Source organism: Glycomyces tenuis DSM 44171, from assembly GCF_000427885.1.
In the GTDB taxonomy this organism is placed as follows: domain Bacteria; phylum Actinomycetota; class Actinomycetes; order Mycobacteriales; family Micromonosporaceae; genus Glycomyces; species Glycomyces tenuis.
In genome coordinates, this window is the sequence record NZ_KE386601.1 from 165,943 (window position 1) to 185,278 (window position 19,336).

Consider the following 19,336-nt stretch of genomic DNA (forward strand, 5'->3'; position numbering starts at 1 on the left):
CGGAGTTCTAGACTGCTCACAAACGCTTGTGAAGAGCTTCACAAGCTGGTGGCTCGTAAGAATGATCACCGCCTCAAACGCCTGAGAGGACGCTTGTGACCACTCACGCAACGCCCGATGCCGACGTCATCGTCGTCGGTGCGGGACCAGGTGGTTCAGCCGCGGCCTACCACCTCGCCCACCGCGGGCTGGACGTGCTCCTGCTCGAGAAGTCCGACTTCCCCCGCGAGAAGGTCTGCGGCGACGGCCTGACGCCCCGCGCCGTGGCCCAGCTGCTCAAGATGGGCGTCGACACCTCCGAGTCGGCAGGCTGGAAGCGCAATCGCGGCCTGCGCGTCGTCGCCGACGACGCCGCCATCGAACTGGACTGGCCCGTCCTCCAGAGCTTCCCCGACTACGGCCTGACCCGCACCCGCTACGACTTCGACCAGCTGCTCGCCGACCGGGCCGTCGCCGCCGGCGCCTCGCTCCGCACCGGCGTCCACGTCACCGCCCCCGCCTTCGACCTCGCCGGCCGCGTCGCGGGCGTGACCGCGCGCGAGGACGGCCGCGCCGTCACCTACCGCGCGCCGCTCGTCGTCGCCGCCGACGGCGTCTCCGGCCGCCTCGCCCTCGCCCTCGGCATCAAGCGCAACCCCAAGCGCCCCATGGGCGTCGCCGTCCGTCAGTACTACAAGTCCGCGGTCAAGCACGACGACCCGTACCTCGAGTCCTGGCTCGCGCTGCGCACCGCCGACGAGCCCGACGTCCTCCAGCCCGGCTACGGCTGGATCTTCGGCCTCGGCGACGGCCGCGTCAACGTCGGCCTCGGCGTCCTCAACTCCTCGGCCGACTACGGCAAGACCAACTACCGTGCGCTCCTGCGCGACTGGCTCGACGCCACGCCCGAAGACTGGGGCCTGCGCGAGGAGTCCGCCGACGGCCCCGTCCGCGGCGCCGCGCTCCCCATGGGCTTCAACCGCGTCCCCCACTACAGCCGCGGCCTGATGCTCGTCGGCGACTCCGGCGGCATGGTCAACCCGTTCAACGGCGAAGGCATCGCCTACGCCATCGAATCGGCCGAGATCGCCGCCGAGGTCGTCGCCGCCGCGCTGCGGCAGCCGAACGCGCCCAGGCGCGAAGCCCAGCTCAAGCGCTACCCCGAGCTGCTGAGCCGACGCTTCGGCTCCTACTACCGCATGGGCGAGGTGTTCGTCCACCTCATCGGACACCCCCAGGTCATGAAGATCTGCACCGAGCGCGGCCTCCACCGCCCCGCCCTCATGCGGCTCGTGCTGAAACTGCTGGCGAACCTCACCGACTCGCCCGGCGGCGACCTCGCCGACCGGATCGTCAACGGCATGAGGATCGCCACGCCCCCGCTGGGCCGGACCAGAGTCCGGTCCGCGAGCTCCGCCCACAGAGCCGACGATCGGCTCGCAAGCTTCGCCGAAAGGAGGGCCTGAGGCGATGGAAGTCTATGTACCGGTCGTCATCATGTTCGCGATCGGACTCGGATTCGGAGTCGTGTCCGTGATCGCCTCCCGCATCGCCGGGCCGCGCCGGGCCAACCGCGCCAAGTACGACCCCTACGAATGCGGCATCGAGCCCGCCCCCGACACCACCGGCACCACGAAGTTCCCGGTGAAGTTCTACCTCACCGCGATGCTGTTCATCGTCTTCGACATCGAGATCATCTTCCTGGTGCCGTGGGCGGTCCACCACGACGTGCTCGGTGTCTTCGGTTTCTGGGCCGTCTTCATGTTCATCGGAGCGCTGTTCGTCGCCTACGCCTACGAGTGGCGCCGCGGCGGACTGGACTGGGATTAAGCAATGGGTATCGAAGAGAAACTGCCGCAAGGCATCATCCTCACCTCCGTCGAGGCCCTGGTGAACTGGACCAGGCGCGCCTCCATGTGGCCGGCCACCTTCGGCCTCGCCTGCTGCGCCATCGAGATGATGGCCACCGGCGCGGCCCGCTACGACACCGGCCGCTTCGGCATGGAGGTCTTCCGCGCCAGCCCCCGCCAGGCCGACCTCATGATCGTCGCCGGCCGCGTCTCCCAGAAGATGGCGCCGGTCCTGCGGCAGATCTACGACCAGATGGCCGAACCGAAGTGGGTGCTGTCCATGGGCGTGTGCGCCACCTCCGGCGGCATGTTCAACAACTACGCGATCGTCCAGGGCGTCGACCACGTCGTGCCCGTCGACATGTACCTGCCCGGGTGCCCGCCCCGCCCCGAGATGCTCCTCGACGCGATCCTCAAGCTCCACGAGAAGGTCCAGCACGAGCCGCTCGGCGACAAGCGCCGCGAGGCCCTCAAGGACCTGCCCGAGCCGGCCGTCAAGCCCGGCACCATGCCCTCCTCCTACCGCTTCGACAAGCAGCGCAAGAAGGAATGGGCCGAGGCGGTCAAGGAAGGCACCCAAGAGCAGCTGCGGATCCGCAAGGCGGTGGCGAAGCGATGAGCGGTGAAATGCAGCCGGTCGGCCAGGAGGCCCAAGGCCTGTTCGGCGTCTCCGGCTCCGGCGACACCTCCGGCTTCGGAGGCCTGGTGCGCCCCAACCCGACCGCCGGCGAACTGGTCTCCACGCCCGAGCCGCTCGGCGGCTACTTCGACGAGGTCCTCGCGGCCCTCCGCGAGACCCACGGCGACGAGGTCACCCGCGCGGTCGTCGTCGACCGCGGCGAGCTGACGATCTACATCGCCCCCGACCGCACCGCCGAGGTCTGCCGGACCATGCGCGACGACGAGAGCCTCCGCTTCGAGCTGTGCAACTCGGTGTCCGGAGTGGACTACCCTTCGCAGGCCAACCGGCTCCACGTCGTCTACCACCTCACCTCCATGACCTACCGCCGCGTCGTCCGCCTCGAGACCGCCGTGAGCGCCGACACCCCCGTCGTCGCCAGCGTCACCGAGGTCTACCCGACGGCCGACTGGCAGGAGCGCGAGGTCTACGACATGTTCGGCGTCGTCTTCGACGGCCACCCCCACCTGACCCGCATCCTCATGCCCGACGACTGGGAGGGCCACCCTCAGCGCAAGGACTACCCGCTGGGCGGCATCTCCGTCGAGTACAAGGGCGCCCACGTGCCTCCGCCAGATGAGAGGAGGGCCTACCGGTGACCGCCACTGATAACGCCCACGACATCTTCGCCCAAGAAGACGCCTACGCCGCCGAACGCGAGACCACCGAAGGCAAGGTCTACACGGTCACCGGCGGCGACTGGGACGAGCTCGTCGCCGCCGTCGACCCGGTCAACGACGAGCGCCTCATCGTCAACCTCGGCCCGCAGCACCCGTCCACGCACGGCGTGCTCCGCTTGGTCTGCGAGATGGAGGGCGAGACCGTCCGCTCCATCAGGCCCGTCATCGGCTACCTCCACACCGGCATCGAGAAGAACCTCGAATACCGCACGTGGACCCAGGGCTGCACCTTCGTCACCCGCGCCGACTACCTCGCGCCGATCTTCAACGAGGTCGGCTACTGCCTCGCCGTCGAGAAGCTCCTCGGCGTCACCGTGCCCGAGCGCGCCGACGTCATCCGCGTGATCATGATGGAGCTCAACCGGATCTCCTCGCACCTGGTCGCCCTCGCCACCACCGGCATGGAGCTCGGCGCCCTGTCGATGATGATCTACGGCTTCAGGGACCGCGAGAAGGTCCTCGACATCTTCGAGGCCGTCAGCGGCCTGCGCATGAACATGGCCTACGTCCGCCCCGGCGGCGTCGCCCAGGACCTCCCCGACGACGCGATCCGCATGATCCGCGACTTCGTCGACTACATGCCGAAAGGCCTCGACGACTACGAAGGCCTCCTCAGCGGCAACGCCATCTGGCAGGAGCGCACCCAGGGCGTCGCCTACCTCGACGTCTCCGGCTGCCTCGCCCTCGGCGTCACCGGGCCGGTGCTCAGAAGCGCCGGCCTGCCATGGGACCTGCGCAAGACCATGCCCTACTGCGGCTACGAGGACTACGACTTCGACGTCCCCACCCAGACCGGCGCCGACGCCTGGGCCCGCTACCTCGTCCGCCTCGACGAGATCCGCGAGAGCCTCAAGATCATCGAGCAGGGCCTCGCGAAACTGCGGCCCGGCCCGGTCATGGTCGAGGACAAGAAGATCGCCTGGCCCGCCCAGCTCGCCCTCGGCGCCGACGGCATGGGCAACAGCCTGAACCACATCAGGCACATCATGAGCCAGTCGATGGAGGCCCTCATCCACCACTTCAAGCTCGTCACCGAGGGCTTCCGCGTCCCGGCCGGGCAGGTGTACACGGCCATCGAGGCCCCGCGAGGGGAACTGGGCATCCACGCCGTCTCCGACGGCGGCACCAGGCCCTTCCGCGTCCACATGAGGGAACCGTCCTTCGTCAACCTCCAGGCGATCCCCGCCGTCTCCGAAGGCGGCCTGCTGGCCGACGTCATCGCGGGCGGCGCCTCCCTGGACCCGGTCATGGGAGGCTGCGACCGATGAGCTACCCGGAGAAGATCCACGAGCAGGCCCGCGAGGTCATCGCCCGCTACCCCGAAGGGCGCTCCCGCTCGGCCCTGCTGCCGCTGCTGCACCTCGTGCAGTCCCACGACGGCTGCGTCACCGACGAGGGCATCGCCTTCTGCGCCGAGGCCCTCGGCCTCACCAAGGCCCAGGTGCAGGCCGTCTCGACGTTCTACACCATGTACAAGCGCGAACCGGCCGGCGACTGGCTCGTCAGCGTCTGCACCAACACCCTCTGCCACGCCAAGGGCGGGCAGCGCCTCTTCGAGACGCTCTCCGAAGAGCTCGGCGTCGGCCACGACGAGACCACACCGGACGGCACGGTCACCCTCGAGCACGCCGAATGCCTCGCCGCGTGCGACTACGCGCCCGTCGTGACCGTCAACTACGAGTTCTTCGACAACATGGACGACGCCGAGGCCCTCGACCTCGTCAGGCAGCTGCGCGAAGGCAAACGCCCCATTCCCAGCCGAGGCGCGCCCCTGTGCACACTCCGCGAGATGTCGGTGCAGCTCGCCGGATTCGAGGACGGCCGCGAGGCCGGCCTCGAAGGCAACGCCGGAGGCGACGCCACCCTCGCCGGCGCGCGGCTCGCGGCCGAAGCGGGCGTCACCGCGCCCGCCTTCGACCCCGATGCGCCGCTCGTCGCCAAGGACAAAGAGGAAGCGAAGTGAGTCGAGTAACCGTGCCTGGCCCAAGACGACCCCGCGAAGACGTCCTCGACAAGCTCAAGCCCGTCGTCACCAAGCGCTGGCTCTCGCCGGGCGCCTGGAAGCTCGACGTCTACGAGCAGCTCGACGGCTACAAGGCCCTGCGCAAGGCCCTGGGCTACGCCCCGGCGGACCTGATCGCGTTCATGAAGGACTCCGGGCACCGCGGCAGGGGCGGCGCCGGCTTCCCCGTCGGCATGAAATGGCAGTTCGTGCCCGACGACGGCAACGAGCACTACCTCGTCGTCAACGCCGACGAAGGCGAGCCGGGCACCTGCAAGGACCTGCCGCTGATGATGAACGACCCGCACTCGGTCATCGAGGGCATCGCCATCGCCTCCTACGCGATCAAGGCCAGCCGCGCCTTCGTGTACGTCCGCGGCGAGGCCGTCCACGCCGCCCGCCGCCTGCGCCACGCCGTCGCCGAGGCGAAGGCCGCCGGCTACCTCGGCGAGGACATCCTCGGCTCCGGCTTCGACCTCGACGTCGTCATCCACTCCGGCGCCGGCGCCTACATCTGCGGCGAGGAGACCGCCCTCCTCGACTCCCTCGAAGGGATGCGGGGCCAGCCGAGGCTCCGCCCGCCGTTCCCGGCCACGCACGGCCTCTACCAGAAGCCCACGTGCATCAACAACGTCGGCACCATCGCCGCCGTCCCGCACATCGTGCTCGGCGGCGCCGAATGGTGGAAGTCCATCGGCTCGGAGAACTCGGCGGGCACCATGATCTACTCCCTGTCCGGGCGCGTCAAACACCCCGGCCAGTACGAGTGCTCCATGGGCACCACCCTCAAAGAGCTCATCGAGCTCGCCGGCGGCATGGAGGACGGGCACGAGCTCCGCTTCTTCACCCCCGGCGGCTCCTCGACGCCGATGCTCACCGCCGAGCACGCCGACGTCCCGCTCGACTTCGACAACGTCGCCAAGGCCGGGTCCATCCTCGGCACGACCGCGCTGATGATCTTCTCCGACCAGGACTGCCCCGTCCTGGCCTGCTGGCGCTGGCTGAAGTTCTACGCCCACGAGTCGTGCGGCAAGTGCACGCCGTGCCGCGAGGGCAACTACTGGATGGTCCGCGTCTACGAGCGGATCCTCTCCGGCGAAGGCGAACTCGCCGACCTCAAGACGCTCCGCGACGCGTGCGGGAACCTCCTCGGCCGGTCCTTCTGCGGCCTCGGCGACGGCGCCACCTCCTGCGTCACGTCCTCGCTCAAGTTCTTCGAGCAGGACTACCTCGACTACATCGAGGGCACCAAGCCACCCCGCTTCGCCGTCGCGGCGATTGGAGCGCACTGACATGACTGACCAGGTCACGTTCACCATCGACGGCGTCGAGATCACCGTCCCCAAGGGCACCTTGATCATCCGCGCCGCAGAGCAGCTCGGCATCGAGATCCCCCGCTTCTGCGACCACCCGCTGCTCGAGCCCGCCGGCGCCTGCCGCCAATGCCTCGTCGAGGTCCCCGACATGGGCAACGGGCGCGGCATGCCCAAACCGGCCGCCTCGTGCACCACCACCGCCATGGAGGGCATGGTCGTCAAGACCCAGCACTCCAGCGAGGTCGCGAAGGACGCCCAAGAGGGGATCATGGAGTTCCTCCTGATCAACCACCCCCTCGACTGCCCGATCTGCGACAAGGGCGGGGAGTGCCCGCTCCAGAACCAGGCGATGAGCACCGGCCGCACCGAGACCCGCATGGAGGCCGCCGACAAGCGCACCTACAAGAAGGCGCTGCCGATCTCCTCCCAGGTCATGCTCGACCGCGAGCGGTGCGTCCTGTGCGCCCGCTGCACCCGCTTCTCCGAGCAGATCGCCGGCGACCCGTTCATCGAGCTGATGGAACGCAGCGCGCTCGAGCAGGTCGGCATCTACGAGGACGAGCCGTTCGAGTCCTACTTCTCGGGCAACACCGTCCAGATCTGCCCGGTCGGGGCGCTCACCGGCACCCAGTACCGCTTCCGCTCCCGCCCCTTCGACCTCGTCTCCAGCCCCAGCGTGTGCGAGCACTGCTCGGCCGGGTGCTCGCAGCGCTCGGACCACCGCCGCGGCAAGGTCCTGCGGCGCCTCGCGGGCAACGACCCGGCCGTCAACGAGGAGTGGAACTGCGACAAGGGCCGCTGGGCCATGTCCTACGTCGACTCGGCCGACCGCATCACGCAGCCGCTGGTGCGCGAGGCCGACGGGAGCCTGCGCGAGGCGTCCTGGCCCGAGGCGCTCCGCCGCGCCGCGAAGGGCCTGAAGGAAGCCGGCGGCGTCGGGGTCCTCCCCGGCGGACGCCTGACCGTCGAGGACGCCTACGCCTACGCCAAGTTCGCGCGCCTCGCGCTCGGCACCAACGACGTCGACTTCCGCTCCCGGCCGCACTCGGCCGAGGAGTCCGAGTTCCTCGCGCACGCCGTCGCGGGCGTCTACCCCTCCTCCGGCGCGGTCACCTACGAAGACCTCGAGAACGCCCCGACGGTGCTCGTGGCGGGCCTCGAAGTCGAAGAGGAATGCCCGATCGCGTTCCTGCGCATGAGGAAGGCCGTCCGCGCCAAGGGCCAGCGCGTCCACGTGCTCGCCCCCTTCGCGACCCGCGGCACCCGCAAGCTCGACGCGAACCTCCTCGAAGGGCTCCCCGGCGAAGAGGCCGAACTGCTCGACAGCTGGCGCCACAAGGGCGTCGTCCGCGACGCCCTCGGCGAGGCCGGATCGGTGATCCTCCTCGGCGAGCGCCTCGCCACCGTCGAAGGCGCGTTCTCCGCCGCCGTCAAGCTCGCCGCCGCCACCGGCGCCCGCATCGCCTGGATCCCCAGGCGCGCCGGCGACCGCGGCGCCGTCGAGACCGGGTGCCTTCCCCGGCTCCTGCCCGGCGGGGGCCTGGCCGACTACGCGGCCGACCGCGAGCAGCTCGCCGCCTACTGGGGCGTCGACGCCCTCCCCGGCCGCGACGGCCGAGGCGCCTGGGAGATCCTCCAGGCCGCCGCCGACGGCGAGATCGACGGCCTCCTGGTCGGCGGCGTCGACCCGTACGACTTCGCCGACGGGCCCGCCGTCGAGGCGGCCCTGTACGCGGCCCGCTTCGTCGTCTCGCTCGAGATCCGCCACTCCGCGGTCACCCGGGTCGCCGACGTCGTCCTCCCCGTCGCGCCCGCCACCCACAAGGAGGGCGCCTACTTCGACTGGGAAGGGCGCCTGCGCACCTTCGAGGCCGTCCTCGAATCCGAGCTCATGAGCGACCACGCCGTCCTCGACGTCCTCGCCCAGGCCATGGGCCACGAGCTGGGCCTCGGAGACACCAGGGGCGTCCGCGCCGAACTCGCCGGACTGCCCGACCCGATCACCCGCCAGCCCGCCCCGGACTGGCAGCCCGACAAGCCCGCCGCCCGCCCCGCCCAGGACTCCTCGTCCTCCAAGACCGGTGAAGGCAAGGCCATCTTGGCGACGTGGCGCCAACTGCTCGACGGCGGCTCGCTCCAGGAGAACAACCCGCACCTGGCCGGCTGCGCCCCCGACCCGGTGGTGCGCCTGAGCGACGCCACCGCCAAGGCCATCGGCGCCGTCGAAGGCGGCGGCGTCACCGTCGCGACCGCGATCGGCGGGATCACCTTGCCCCTCAGGACGACGGACATGCCCGAAGGCGTGGTGTGGCTGCCGACGAACGCCCCCGGTCGCGGCATCCACCGCCACCTCGGGGCCGGAGCCGGCGACGTCGTCACCATCCGGGCCTACCCGAACGCGGTGCCGGCCCCCGCCGCCGGCGCGCACGAGGAGAAGGAGGCTGCCAAGCGATGAACGATCCAGTGTGGCTGATGCTGATCAAGGGCGTCGCCGTGTTCGTGGTGCTCGTCCTGCTGGTGCTGTTCACCATCTGGTACGAGCGCCGCGTCGTCGCCGTCATGCAGGTGCGGCCCGGCCCGAACCGCAACGGCCCCTTCGGGCTCCTCCAGTCCCTCGCCGACGGACTCAAGCTCGCCTTCAAAGAAGACCTCATGCCGCGCACCGCCGACAAGGTCCTCTTCATCGCCGCGCCGCTGATCGCCGTCACCTGCGCGTTCACCGCCTTCGCCGTGATCCCCATGGGGCCGGAGGTCTCGGTGTTCGGGCAGGAGACCGCGCTCCAGCTCGCCGACTTCGAAGTGAGCGTCCTGGTCATCCTCGCCTGCTCCGCGCTCGGCGTCTACGGGATCGTCCTCGCCGGATGGTCCTCGGGCTCGGCCTACTCGCTGCTCGGCGCGCTCCGCGCGGCCGCGCAGGTCATCTCCTACGAGATCGCCCTCGGCCTGGCCGTCCTCGCCGTGTTCTTCCAGTCGCAGCTGATGTCCACCGGCGCGATCGTCGAAGCCCAGGCCGAAGGCGTCCCCCTCCAGTTCGGCGGCTTCGAGCTGACCCTGCCCGGCTGGTACTTCCTCATCCTGGCGCCCAGCTTCGTCATCTTCGTCATCGCCATGATCGGCGAGACCAACCGGGCCCCGTTCGACCTGCCCGAAGCCGAATCCGAGCTCGTCGCCGGTTTCGGCACCGAGTACTCCAGCCTCAAGTACGCCTCGTTCTTCCTGGCCGAGTACGTCAACATGGTCACCATGTCCGCCCTGTGCGTGACGCTGTTCCTCGGCGGCTGGGCCGCGCCGTTCCCGAACTCGTGGTGGCCCGGGGCCAACGAGGGCTGGATGCCGCTGGTGTGGTTCTTCGGGAAGGTCCTGGCGTTCCTGTTCCTGTACGTGTGGCTGCGCGGCACGCTCCCGCGCCTGCGCTACGACCAGTTCATGCGCCTGGGCTGGAAGGTCCTGGTGCCCCTCAGCCTCGTGTGGATCATGGTCCTGGCCGCGATCAACCTCGGCGTCGTCGCCGAGGAGACCTCGGTCCGCATCGCCTTCATCGGCGGCGCCCTCATCGCCATCGTGGCGCTGATCTTCTTCTGGCCCAGCCGGAAGCCCTACGAACCCCCGACCGAGCCCGACACCGGACTCGGCGGCTTCCCCGTCCCGCCGCTCGACCTCGTCGTCCCGCCCAGCCCGCGCGGGCTCACTGAGATCGACCACGGCGGGAACGGCACCGCGGCGGTCGGGGCCGCCGACGACGGCACCGGAGGCCGCGAACGCGAGCCCTTCAGTGGCAACCAAGCTTCGCCGAGAGGGAAGGAGGAGTAACGATGTCCGGTTTCGCAAAAGGCTTCGGCGTCACCTTCTCGCACATGTTCAAGCCGAAGGTGACGGTCAAATACCCCGAGGAGCCGCCGAAGGTCCAGCCGCGCTACCACGGCCGGCACGTCCTCAACCGCCACCCAGACGGCCTCGAGAAGTGCATCGGCTGCGAGCTGTGCGCCTGGGCCTGCCCGGCCGACGCCATCTACGTCGAAGGCGCCGAGAACACCGAGACCGAGCGCTACTCGCCCGGTGAGCGGTACGCCAAGACCTACCAGATCAACTACGCCCGCTGCATCTTCTGCGGCCTGTGCATCGAAGCCTGCCCGACCCGCTCGCTCACCATGAGCAACGAGTACGAGCTGGCCCGCGACGACCGGCGCGACCTCATCTTCACCAAAGAGGAGCTCCTCGCCCCCCTCACCGAGGGCATGGAGCAGCCGCCGCACGCGATGCGCCTCGGCGAGTCCGAGAAGGACTACTACGCCTCCGGCCCCGCCAACCCGGGCGCCAGCGCCGGAGCCGAGTTCTCCCTCACGGAGATGCTCGCCCGCAAGGAAGGAGCCGAACAGTGATCGTCGACCTGGCCCAGTCCGTCGGCACCGGCGAGACCGTCGCGTTCTGGATCCTCGCGCCGCTGGCCCTCGGCGGGGCCATCGGCCTCGTCCTGGCCCGCTCGGCGATCCACGCCGCGCTCATGCTCGCGCTCACCATGATGTGCCTGGCCGTCTTCTACATCATGCAGTCCGCGCCGTTCCTCGGCTTCGTCCAGATCATGGTCTACACCGGCGCGATCATGATGCTGTTCCTGTTCGTGCTCATGCTCTTCGGACGAGATTCCAAGGACTCCATGTTCGAGACGCTGCGCGGGCAGCGGTTCTTCGCGATCTGCCTCGGCATCGGCCTGGCCGCGCTGCTCGCCTCCGGGCTCGCCCACGCCGTCACCGGCCTGACCATCGCCGCCGGCCCGCCGACAGTCGAAGGCGCCGGCGGCGAGTCCAACGTCGCGGCCATCGCCGAGAACCTGTTCACGACCTACATCTTCCCGTTCGAGGTCATGTCCGGCGTGCTCACCGTCGCCGCCGTCGGCGCGCTCATGTTCGCGCACGTCGCCCGCAAGGGCGAGGCCCGGAACCAGCGGCAGGCCAGCCGCGAGCGCTTCGCGCCCGGCAACTACCCGGGCCCGCTGCCCGGCCCCGGCGTGTTCGCCACCTCGGACTCCACGGCCACGCCCGCGCTGCTCCCCGACGGCACCGTCGAGCAGCAGAGCCTGTCCGAGTACGTGCCGCCCCGGCAGCTCACCGCCGCCGAAGCGGCCCCGAAGAAGACCGAAGGAAGGGACGAGCGATGAGCCCCGAGTACTACCTCATCCTCGCCGCCGCGCTGTTCAGCATCGGCGCCGTCGGCGTCCTGGTGCGGCGCAACGCGATCGTCGTGTTCATGTGCGTCGAGCTCATGCTCAACGCCGGGAACCTGACCCTGGTCACGTTCGCCCGCACCACCGGCACCATCGACGGGCAGGTCATGGCGTTCTTCGTCATGGCCGTCGCCGCCGCCGAAGTCGTCATCGGGCTGGCGATCATCATGGCGATCTTCCGCTCCCGCCGCTCGGCCTCGGTCGACGACGCCAACCTCCTGAAGGCCTAGTGAGGATTCACCGATGACCTACGAAAGCGCCACCGGGCTGCTCTCCTGGACGTGGCTGCTCATCGCCCTGCCCGCCGCGGGCGCCGCGCTGCTGCTCTTGACCGGGCGCCGCTCCGACAAGTGGGGCCACTGGGTCGGCGTCGCCACCATCGGCGCGGCCTTCGCGCTCGCGCTCGGCATGTTCGCGAGCCTCGGCGGCCTGGAGAACAAGAACGCCGTCACCGAGCTGTTCACCATCATCTCGGTGGGGGAGCTCCGGATCGAGGCGAGCCTGCTGTTCGACCCGCTGTCGGCCGTGTTCTGCCTCCTGATCACCGGCGTCGGCTTCCTCATCCACCTCTACGCCGTCGGCTACATGGCGCACGACGAAGGCAGGCGGAAGTTCTTCGCCTACTTCAACCTGTTCGCCGCCGCGATGCTCGTCCTCGTCCTGGGCGGCAACTACTTCATGACCTTCGTCGGCTGGGAGGGCGTGGGCCTGGCCTCCTACCTGCTCATCGCGTTCTGGCAGACGAAGCCCGCCGCCGCCACCGCCGGGAAGAAGGCGTTCCTGACCAACCGGGTCGCCGACGTCGGCTTCCTGCTGGCCATGTTCGTCATGGTCGGCGCCGTCGGCAGCCTCGACTTCGCGGCCGTCTTCAACGGCGCCGAAGGCCTCTCGGAAGGCACGAGCCTCGCGATCGGCCTGCTGCTGCTCGCCGCCGCGTGCGGCAAGTCCGGCCAGTGGCCGTTCCAGACCTGGCTCCCCGACGCCATGGAGGGCCCGACGCCGGTCTCGGCGCTCATCCACGCCGCCACCATGGTCACCGCCGGGGTCTACCTCATCGCCCGCTCGCACGCCATCTTCAGCCTCAACGAGACCGTGCAGACCGCCGTCGTCGTCATCGGGGCGCTCACGCTCCTGTTCGGCGCGATCGTCGGCTGCGCGAAGGACGACATCAAACGCGTCCTCGCCTGGTCGACGGTCTCGCAGATCGGGTACATGTTCCTCGCCGTCGGCCTCGGCGGCGCCGCGTTCGCGCTCGGCATCATCCACCTGCTCGCCCACGGCTTCTTCAAGGCCGGGCTGTTCCTCGGCTCCGGCTCGGTCATGCACGCCATGAACGACCAGACCGACATCCGCCGCTTCGGCGGGCTGTGGCGGGTCATGCCGCTCACCTACGCCACCTTCGCCGCCGGCTGGCTCGCCATCATCGGCCTGTTCCCCTTCAGCGGCTACTTCTCGAAGGACCCGATCATCGCCGCGGCCTTCGCCCGCGAAGGCTGGCAGGGCTGGGCCACCGGCGGGGCGGCGCTCCTCGGCGCGGCCCTGACCGCGTTCTACATGACGCGCCTGTTCATCCTGACCTTCCACGGCCCCAAGCGCTGGACCGAGGACGTCCACCCGCACGAGTCCCCGGCGATCATGACCGGCCCGCTGGTCCTGCTCGGCCTCGGCTCGCTCGCGGCCGGCGGGCTCATGGCCAGCCCGGTGACCGAATGGCTCACCCCCGTCTTCGGCGAGCAGCACGAGCCGCACGGGCACCTGAGCCACATGCAGGTCACCATCGCGACCACCGCCGTCGTCGTCCTCGGCGCGGCCCTGGCGTGGCTGCTGTTCCGCCGCGGCACCGACGAGGCGCCGCGCGCCGCGTCCTGGCCGATCCGCCTCGCCCGCGCCGACCTCGGCGGCGAAGCGGTCAACCGCGGCCTGTTCGAGCGTCCCGGCCGACTCGCGGCGGGCGCCTCGGTCGCGGTCGACTCCCGCGGCGTCGACGGCGTCGTCAACGGCCTCTCGGCGGCCGTCGGCGGCTCCTCGCGGCGCCTGCTGGCCCTCCAGACCGGCTTCGTCCGCTCCTATGCCCTGTCCATTCTGTCGGGCGCCGTCATCATCGTGGCGGCGCTCATGGTTGTGGTGATTCAGTGATGACCGACCTTCCACTGCTGTCGGCCCTGGTGGTCGTACCGCTGATCGGCGCGCTCATCGTCGCCTCGGTCCGGCGCGAGCAGGCCGAGGTGGCGAAGTGGACCGCGCTCGGCTTCTCCGGAGCCGTCGCCGTCATCGCCCTGCTCATCGCCGTCGGCTTCGACTACGGCGACGACGCGCCCTGGCTCCAGTTCACCGAGTCCTACACCTGGATCGAGGCCTGGGACCTCAACCTCTCGTGGGGCGTCGACGGCATCGCGCTGCTCATGGTCGTCCTCACCGCCGGGCTCACCCCGATCGCGATGCTCGCCGCCTGGCGGGACCTGGACGCGGTGCAGCGCTCGGTGCCCACCTTCTTCGCGCTCGTCCTCGCGCTCGAAGCGGCCATGCTGGCGACCTTCGTGGCCTCCAACGTGCTGCTGTTCTACTTCTTCTTCGAAGCGATGCTCGTGCCGATGTACTTCCTCATCGGCTCCTACGGCACCGGCAACCGCCGCCAGTACGCCGCCGTCAAGTTCTTCCTCTACTCGCTCCTCGGCGGCCTGCTCATGCTCGTCGCCGTCATCGGCCTGTGGGTGGCGAACGGCGGCGTCTTCGACTGGCAGACCCTCGTGGACGCCGAGCCCATGGAGGCCGGGACGCTCCAGAACTGGCTGTTCCTCGGCTTCTTCGTCGCCTTCGCGATCAAGGCGCCGTTCTTCCCGTTCCACACCTGGCTCCCGGACGCCGGAGGCGCGGCGCCCGCCGCGGTCGCCGCGCTGCTCGTCGGCGTCATGGACAAGATCGGGACCTTCGCGATCCTGCGCTACTGCGTCCCGCTGTTCCCCGACGCGACGCAGACGTTCGCGCCGTGGATCATCGGGATGAGCGTCATCGGCGTCATCTACGCGGCCCTGGTCGCGATCGGGCAGACCGACCTCAAACGGCTCGTCGCCTACACCTCGATCGCCCACTTCGGCTTCATCGGCGTCGGCATCTTCGCCTTCACCTCTGAGGCGGCCACGGGCGCGATCCTCTACATGTTCAACCACGGCCTGGCCACCGGCCTGCTCTTCATCGTGGTCGGCATGCTGGCGCTGCGGCGCGGCTCCTCGTCGATCGGCGACTACGGCGGGGCGGCGAAGACGCTCCCGCTGCTGGCCGGGGTCTTCCTGTTCGCGGGCCTGGCATCCCTGTCCCTGCCTGGCACGGCCCCGTTCATCTCCGAGTTCCTGGTCCTGCTGGGCACCTTCACGACCAGCGAACCGGTCGCGGTGATCGCGACCCTCGGCATCATCCTGGCCGCCGCCTACGTGCTGTGGATGTACCAGCGGACGATGCAGGGCGACAGGAACCCCGAACTCGACGGCGTGCCCGCGATGAAACGCGACCTGACGGTGCGCGAGAAGGCCCTCGTGGCGCCCCTGGTGATCGCGATCCTCGGCTTCGGGTTCTACCCGCAGCCGCTGATCGACGCCGTCGAGCCGGCCGTGGACAACACCTTGCAGTTCGTCCAGGACGAACCGAACGAAGCACCTGCCGCCGGAGAGACCAATGAGTGAGATGTCCATCGACTGGGCCGGACTCGCGCCCATGATCATCGTCTTCGGCGCGGCCTTCGCGGGCCTCGTGGTCGAGGCGTCCGTGCCCCAGGCGAAGCGCCTGGCCGTCCAGGTGGGGCTGGCGGTCCTCGCGCTCGCGGCCGCGTTCATCGCGGTGGTCCTCAACGCGGGCAAGAACGCCACCGCGTTCGCTCTGGACGGCACCGATCTCGGCTCGGTCGCCCTCGACGGGCCCGGGCTGTTCCTCCAGGGCACCATCGCGGTCCTCTCGCTCGTGGCGGTGCTCCTGCTCGCCGAGCAGCGCACCACCAGAGGCGGCGACTTCGTCGCCGAGGCGGCCGTCGTGGCCGACTCGGCCGCGGACATCGCCCAGCGCCGCGAGCGGGGCGCCACCGAGGTCTTCCCGCTGACGCTGTTCGCGGTCGGCGGCATGATGATGTTCGTCGTCTCGGGCGACCTGCTCACCATGTTCGTCGCCCTGGAGATGCTGAGCCTGCCGCTGTACCTCCTGTGCGGCCTCGCGAAGCGCCGCCGCCTCATCTCCCAGGAGGCCGCCCTCAAGTACTTCCTGCTGGGCGCGTTCGCCTCGGCGTTCTACGTCTACGGGATGGCGATGCTGTACGGCTTCGCGGGCACCATCGACCTGGCCGGCATCAACGCGGCCGGGATCGAGTCGAACGAGCCGCGCGTCCTCCTCTACATCGGCGTCGGCATGATCGCCGTGGCGCTGCTGTTCAAGGCCGCGGCGGTGCCGTTCCACATGTGGACACCCGACGTCTACACCGGCGCTCCGACGCCGGTCACGGCCCTCATGGCCGGCTGCGTCAAGGTCGCGGCCTTCGGCGGCCTGCTGCGGGTCTTCAACGTCGGCCTCGAGTCCTCGGCGTGGGACTGGCACACGATCCTGGTGGTCATCGCGGTCGCGACGATGCTCGGCGGGGCGATCTTCGCGGTCACGCAGCGGAACATCAAGCGGCTCCTGGCCTACAGCTCCATCGCCAACGCCGGGTACCTCCTCATCGGCGTGATCGCCCTCGGGGAGGCCGTCGGCCAGACCATGTTCTACCTGGCCGCGTACGGCTTCACGGTGATCGCGGCGTTCGCGGTCGTCAGCCTGGTCAGGGACGGCGACGAGGAGGCCACGCACCTGTCCCGCTGGGCCGGTCTGGGCAAGAACTCGCCGGGGACCGCCGTGATCTTCACGATCCTGATGCTGGCCCTGGCCGGCATCCCGTTCACCAGCGGTTTCACGGCCAAGTTCAGCCTGTTCAGCGCCGGCCTCGAAGCGGGCGAGGTGGGCCTGGTCGTGGTCGGCGTCGTCTCCTCGGCGATCCTGGCGTTCCCGTACCTGCGCGTCGTGGTGCTGCTGTGGCTCAACGAGCCCGCGCCGGACGCCCCGACGGTGAACCTGCCGAGCCCGATGGCCGGAACGGTGGTCGCCGCCGGCGTGGTCGCCACGGTCCTGCTGGGCGTGGCGCCGGGCTTCCTGCTCGACATCGTCAGCGAGGCCAGCACCTTCCTGGGCACCTGAGCCGTCGACGAGCGGGCCCCGGGCTTCGGCTCGGGGCCCTTCTGCGTTCCCGGGACGCCGGAGCCTGCGGACCGCCGCGGCCTTCGTCCCGGCAAGGCCCGGACCCCGGCCGACGCCGGACCCCGCCCCGCTTGCAGTCCTCGATTACCGTCGATGAATGGCGGAGTCGACAGCAGACACACCACCGGGGGCGGACGAGCCCGACGGGCACGAGGGGCCTTTGGCCGAGTTCACCGCGCTGCGCCAGGAGATCCTGGAGCGAGTCAAGGCCCAGCAGCAGTTGCTGACCCTCCAGTTGACGGTCACCGCGACGATCTTCGGCTTCGCCATCTCGCAGGAGGACATGACCGCGGTGATGCTCATCGTGCCGTTCAGCTCGTACCTGCTGTGCGGCAGGTTGGTGGCTCAGCACTTCGGGACCGTGCGGGTGGCCGAGTACATCGACACCCGCTTGAGCGATCGCATACCCGGTGGCCTGCATTGGGAGTCATGGCTGCGTCGCGGGCCGTACAAGCCGCATCTGCTCGGGTCGCTGCTGCCGCTGCTGCTGACCTTCGCGGGGGCGAGCGCACTGGCGCTGTCGTCGACCCTCGGGTACGTCTTCGGCGGCGCCGACGTCGGCGCGGGGGCCCGCATCGGCCTGGCCGCGGTGTGGTTCGCGGGCCTGGCCGCCACCGCGCTGTCGCTGATGCTGGTCCTCCAGATGACCGGCCGAGCCTCGATCCGGAGCTGGAGGCAGACGGGCCTGTTCTAGTGATCCGTCGCGGCGGAACCGAATCGAGGGGCGTCTGCGCCACGCCCCGGCGCTCCTGTCGGCCGAACCGGCGGCCTCTCAGGGCGACAGAGCCACCCGCCACGCCCCCTGGCGGAACGGCACGGCATCCCACCATCGCGCGCCTGCCCGGTACGGCCTCCTCAGAGGAGCGCGGGACCGCGCCGAGTGGTCAGTCGTCCTCGATGTGCTCGAGATGCCGGTCGTCACCGAGGCGGACAAGCCGGCGGCTGTGGTAGCAGTCGTCCTCGTGCAGTGTGGTGATGCTGCCGGAGGGCGCCTGGAATATCACGTAGCCGAGCGACTCGATCGGCATCTTGATCCAGGACGCCACGACGAACGTCAAGGCGAAGCCGTGGGTGACGATGATCTGGTGCTCGCAGGGGCGCCGCAGGATCTCGTCCATGGCCGCATCGACGCGTCGCGCGAGCGCCGTGTTGGACTCGGCGCCGGGCACGCCCTCGTGGTGCCCCATGCGGTCGCCGACGGCCGGAGGCGGGACGAATCTCTGGTCGAGCCACTCCTGCGGCCGCCCCTCGGCTTCGCCGAAGGACTTCTCGCGCAGCCTGCGGTCGAGGATCGGTTTCACACGCAAGCGCTCGGCGATCGCCTCGGCGGTCTGCGCGGTGCGCTGGAGGTCCGAGGAGAACAGCTCCACCTCGGTGCCCGTCGGGATCTCGGCCCGCAGTGCGCGGCCGATGGCGCGGGCCGCGCGGATGCCGGTCGGGGTGAGTCGGGAATCGTGCCATCCGCCGACGACGCCTTCGAGGTGGTGTGTCGCTTCGGGATGGGTGACGACATAAACGGTGCGCACCGGAGCGGGCCTTCCGTGTAGTAGGACCTGACCGACTCTAGCCGCGACCATGACCATGCCCCGGATTGCCTCCTCACCCGTTGGGCCGCAGTAGTACGCGGAAGATCGAAGCCGTCTTTGCCTCGGCGGTAAGCGGACCAGTGGGACAAGGCGCCGCCTCTCTCGAATGGACCGCCGTCTCTACGGCCGACACGGCTGGGCTGCCAGCCTCGGGTGAGTTCTGGACGGGCTTCAGGCGAGGCGGCGGTGTGGCTGGGCAGGTGTCCTCCGGCTCGTATGGAGCGGGGTCGAGGCGAGGCGGCGATAACGAGGGAGTGGTCAGGGTGGGGTGGGTGGTCGGGCCTCTGGTCTGTAGTGGTCGGGCTTCAATCGAGGCGGCGACAGCGAGCTGGGGTGGTGGCTGGGGCCGGTGGTGGTGTTCTGTGTCGTCTCGGTCGGGCTTCAGGCGGATCAGCGACAGCGAGCTGGGTGGAGGCCTGGGGTGGTCGGTGCGGGGGTTGGTGGTGGGCCTGGTGCGGTGTGCTTTGCCTGGAGGGCTGGTTGTTGGCTTGGGNGTGTCTGGTGGGGGTGTGTCGGTGTGTCTGGGCATGGGGGAGGGCTCGGACCCTGCTGGGGTTCGAGTTGAGCGACCTATGGGTGTTTCCTTCCCCGCCACGGGCGTTCCGTGGCGGGCGGGGTAAGGCGGGGAGTGAGGCCGGTTCGGGTGCGGGTCGTATCCCGGTCCTGGTCCTGGTCCTGGTCTGGGTGTCGGGGCCGGTGGTGGTCTCGCCTTCGGGAGGGGTGGTGGTCTCGGTGTTGGTGCTGGGGGCCGGTTC

The 19,336-nt window shown here is 69.8% G+C and carries 15 protein-coding genes and 2 pseudogenes; 16 read left to right on the forward strand and 1 reads right to left on the reverse strand.

The window, feature by feature from the left end:
- Positions 1–95 precede the first annotated feature (95 nt).
- From YWW_RS33240 to YWW_RS0126115, 16 genes and pseudogenes are all read left to right on the forward strand, one after another.
- Positions 96–1,358, forward strand: a pseudogene (locus YWW_RS33240) (geranylgeranyl reductase family protein); the annotation flags it as partial.
- Between the two features lie 91 nt (positions 1,359–1,449).
- Positions 1,450–1,809, forward strand: coding sequence for an NADH-quinone oxidoreductase subunit A (locus YWW_RS0126045; protein ID WP_026932367.1), 360 nt, complete (start codon positions 1,450–1,452; stop codon positions 1,807–1,809).
- A 3-nt stretch (positions 1,810–1,812) separates the two neighbouring features.
- Positions 1,813–2,448, forward strand: coding sequence for an NADH-quinone oxidoreductase subunit NuoB (locus tag YWW_RS0126050; protein ID WP_026932368.1), 636 nt, complete (start codon positions 1,813–1,815; stop codon positions 2,446–2,448).
- A complete protein-coding gene (locus YWW_RS0126055; protein WP_081687790.1) occupies positions 2,379–3,107 on the forward strand; it encodes an NADH-quinone oxidoreductase subunit C in 729 nt (242 codons plus the stop codon). The genes YWW_RS0126050 and YWW_RS0126055 overlap by 70 nt, the downstream gene beginning before the upstream one ends.
- Before the next feature lie 23 nt (positions 3,108–3,130).
- The gene (locus YWW_RS0126060) at positions 3,131–4,456 is read left to right on the forward strand and encodes an NADH-quinone oxidoreductase subunit D (protein ID WP_026932370.1); all 1,326 of its coding nucleotides are present in this window, start codon (positions 3,131–3,133) and stop codon (positions 4,454–4,456) included.
- Positions 4,453–5,130, forward strand: a pseudogene (nuoE, locus tag YWW_RS0126065) (NADH-quinone oxidoreductase subunit NuoE); the annotation flags it as partial. The gene YWW_RS0126060 and the pseudogene nuoE, both read left to right, overlap by 4 nt.
- Positions 5,131–5,147: 17 nt before the next feature.
- A complete protein-coding gene (gene nuoF / locus YWW_RS0126070; RefSeq protein WP_245595506.1) occupies positions 5,148–6,482 on the forward strand; it encodes an NADH-quinone oxidoreductase subunit NuoF in 1,335 nt (444 codons plus the stop codon).
- Position 6,483: 1 nt separating this feature from the next.
- Entirely contained in the window at positions 6,484–8,961 is a 2,478-nt protein-coding gene (locus YWW_RS0126075; RefSeq protein WP_035697798.1) for an NADH-quinone oxidoreductase subunit G, read from the forward strand.
- Complete coding sequence (nuoH, locus tag YWW_RS33245) at positions 8,958–10,316, forward strand: NADH-quinone oxidoreductase subunit NuoH (protein ID WP_081687792.1); 1,359 nt, start codon at positions 8,958–8,960, stop codon at positions 10,314–10,316. The genes YWW_RS0126075 and nuoH overlap by 4 nt, the downstream gene beginning before the upstream one ends.
- A gap of 2 nt (positions 10,317–10,318) precedes the next feature.
- A complete protein-coding gene (gene nuoI, locus YWW_RS33250; RefSeq protein WP_035697797.1) occupies positions 10,319–10,885 on the forward strand; it encodes an NADH-quinone oxidoreductase subunit NuoI in 567 nt (188 codons plus the stop codon).
- Complete coding sequence (locus tag YWW_RS0126090; RefSeq protein WP_026932374.1) at positions 10,882–11,661, forward strand: NADH-quinone oxidoreductase subunit J; 780 nt, start codon at positions 10,882–10,884, stop codon at positions 11,659–11,661. Before nuoI ends, YWW_RS0126090 begins: the two co-directional genes overlap by 4 nt.
- Entirely contained in the window at positions 11,658–11,957 is a 300-nt protein-coding gene (gene nuoK, locus YWW_RS0126095; RefSeq protein WP_026932375.1) for an NADH-quinone oxidoreductase subunit NuoK, read from the forward strand. The genes YWW_RS0126090 and nuoK overlap by 4 nt, the downstream gene beginning before the upstream one ends.
- 13 nt (positions 11,958–11,970) lie before the next feature.
- Positions 11,971–13,863, forward strand: coding sequence for an NADH-quinone oxidoreductase subunit L (nuoL, locus tag YWW_RS0126100; RefSeq protein ID WP_026932376.1), 1,893 nt, complete (start codon positions 11,971–11,973; stop codon positions 13,861–13,863).
- Positions 13,863–15,404, forward strand: a complete 1,542-nt coding sequence (locus YWW_RS0126105) for an NADH-quinone oxidoreductase subunit M (RefSeq protein ID WP_026932377.1) — start codon at positions 13,863–13,865, stop codon at positions 15,402–15,404. Before nuoL ends, YWW_RS0126105 begins: the two co-directional genes overlap by 1 nt.
- On the forward strand, positions 15,397–16,935 hold the full coding sequence (gene nuoN / locus YWW_RS0126110) for an NADH-quinone oxidoreductase subunit NuoN (RefSeq protein WP_026932378.1): 1,539 nt from the start codon (positions 15,397–15,399) through the stop codon (positions 16,933–16,935). The genes YWW_RS0126105 and nuoN overlap by 8 nt, the downstream gene beginning before the upstream one ends.
- Before the next feature lie 157 nt (positions 16,936–17,092).
- Entirely contained in the window at positions 17,093–17,689 is a 597-nt protein-coding gene (locus tag YWW_RS0126115) for a hypothetical protein (protein ID WP_155830418.1), read from the forward strand.
- Positions 17,690–17,879: 190 nt separating this feature from the next.
- Here YWW_RS0126115 and YWW_RS0126120 read toward each other — a convergent pair whose 3' ends face one another.
- The gene (locus YWW_RS0126120; protein ID WP_026932380.1) at positions 17,880–18,521 is read right to left on the reverse strand and encodes a histidine phosphatase family protein; all 642 of its coding nucleotides are present in this window, start codon (positions 18,519–18,521) and stop codon (positions 17,880–17,882) included.
- Positions 18,522–19,336: the final 815 nt, after the last annotated feature.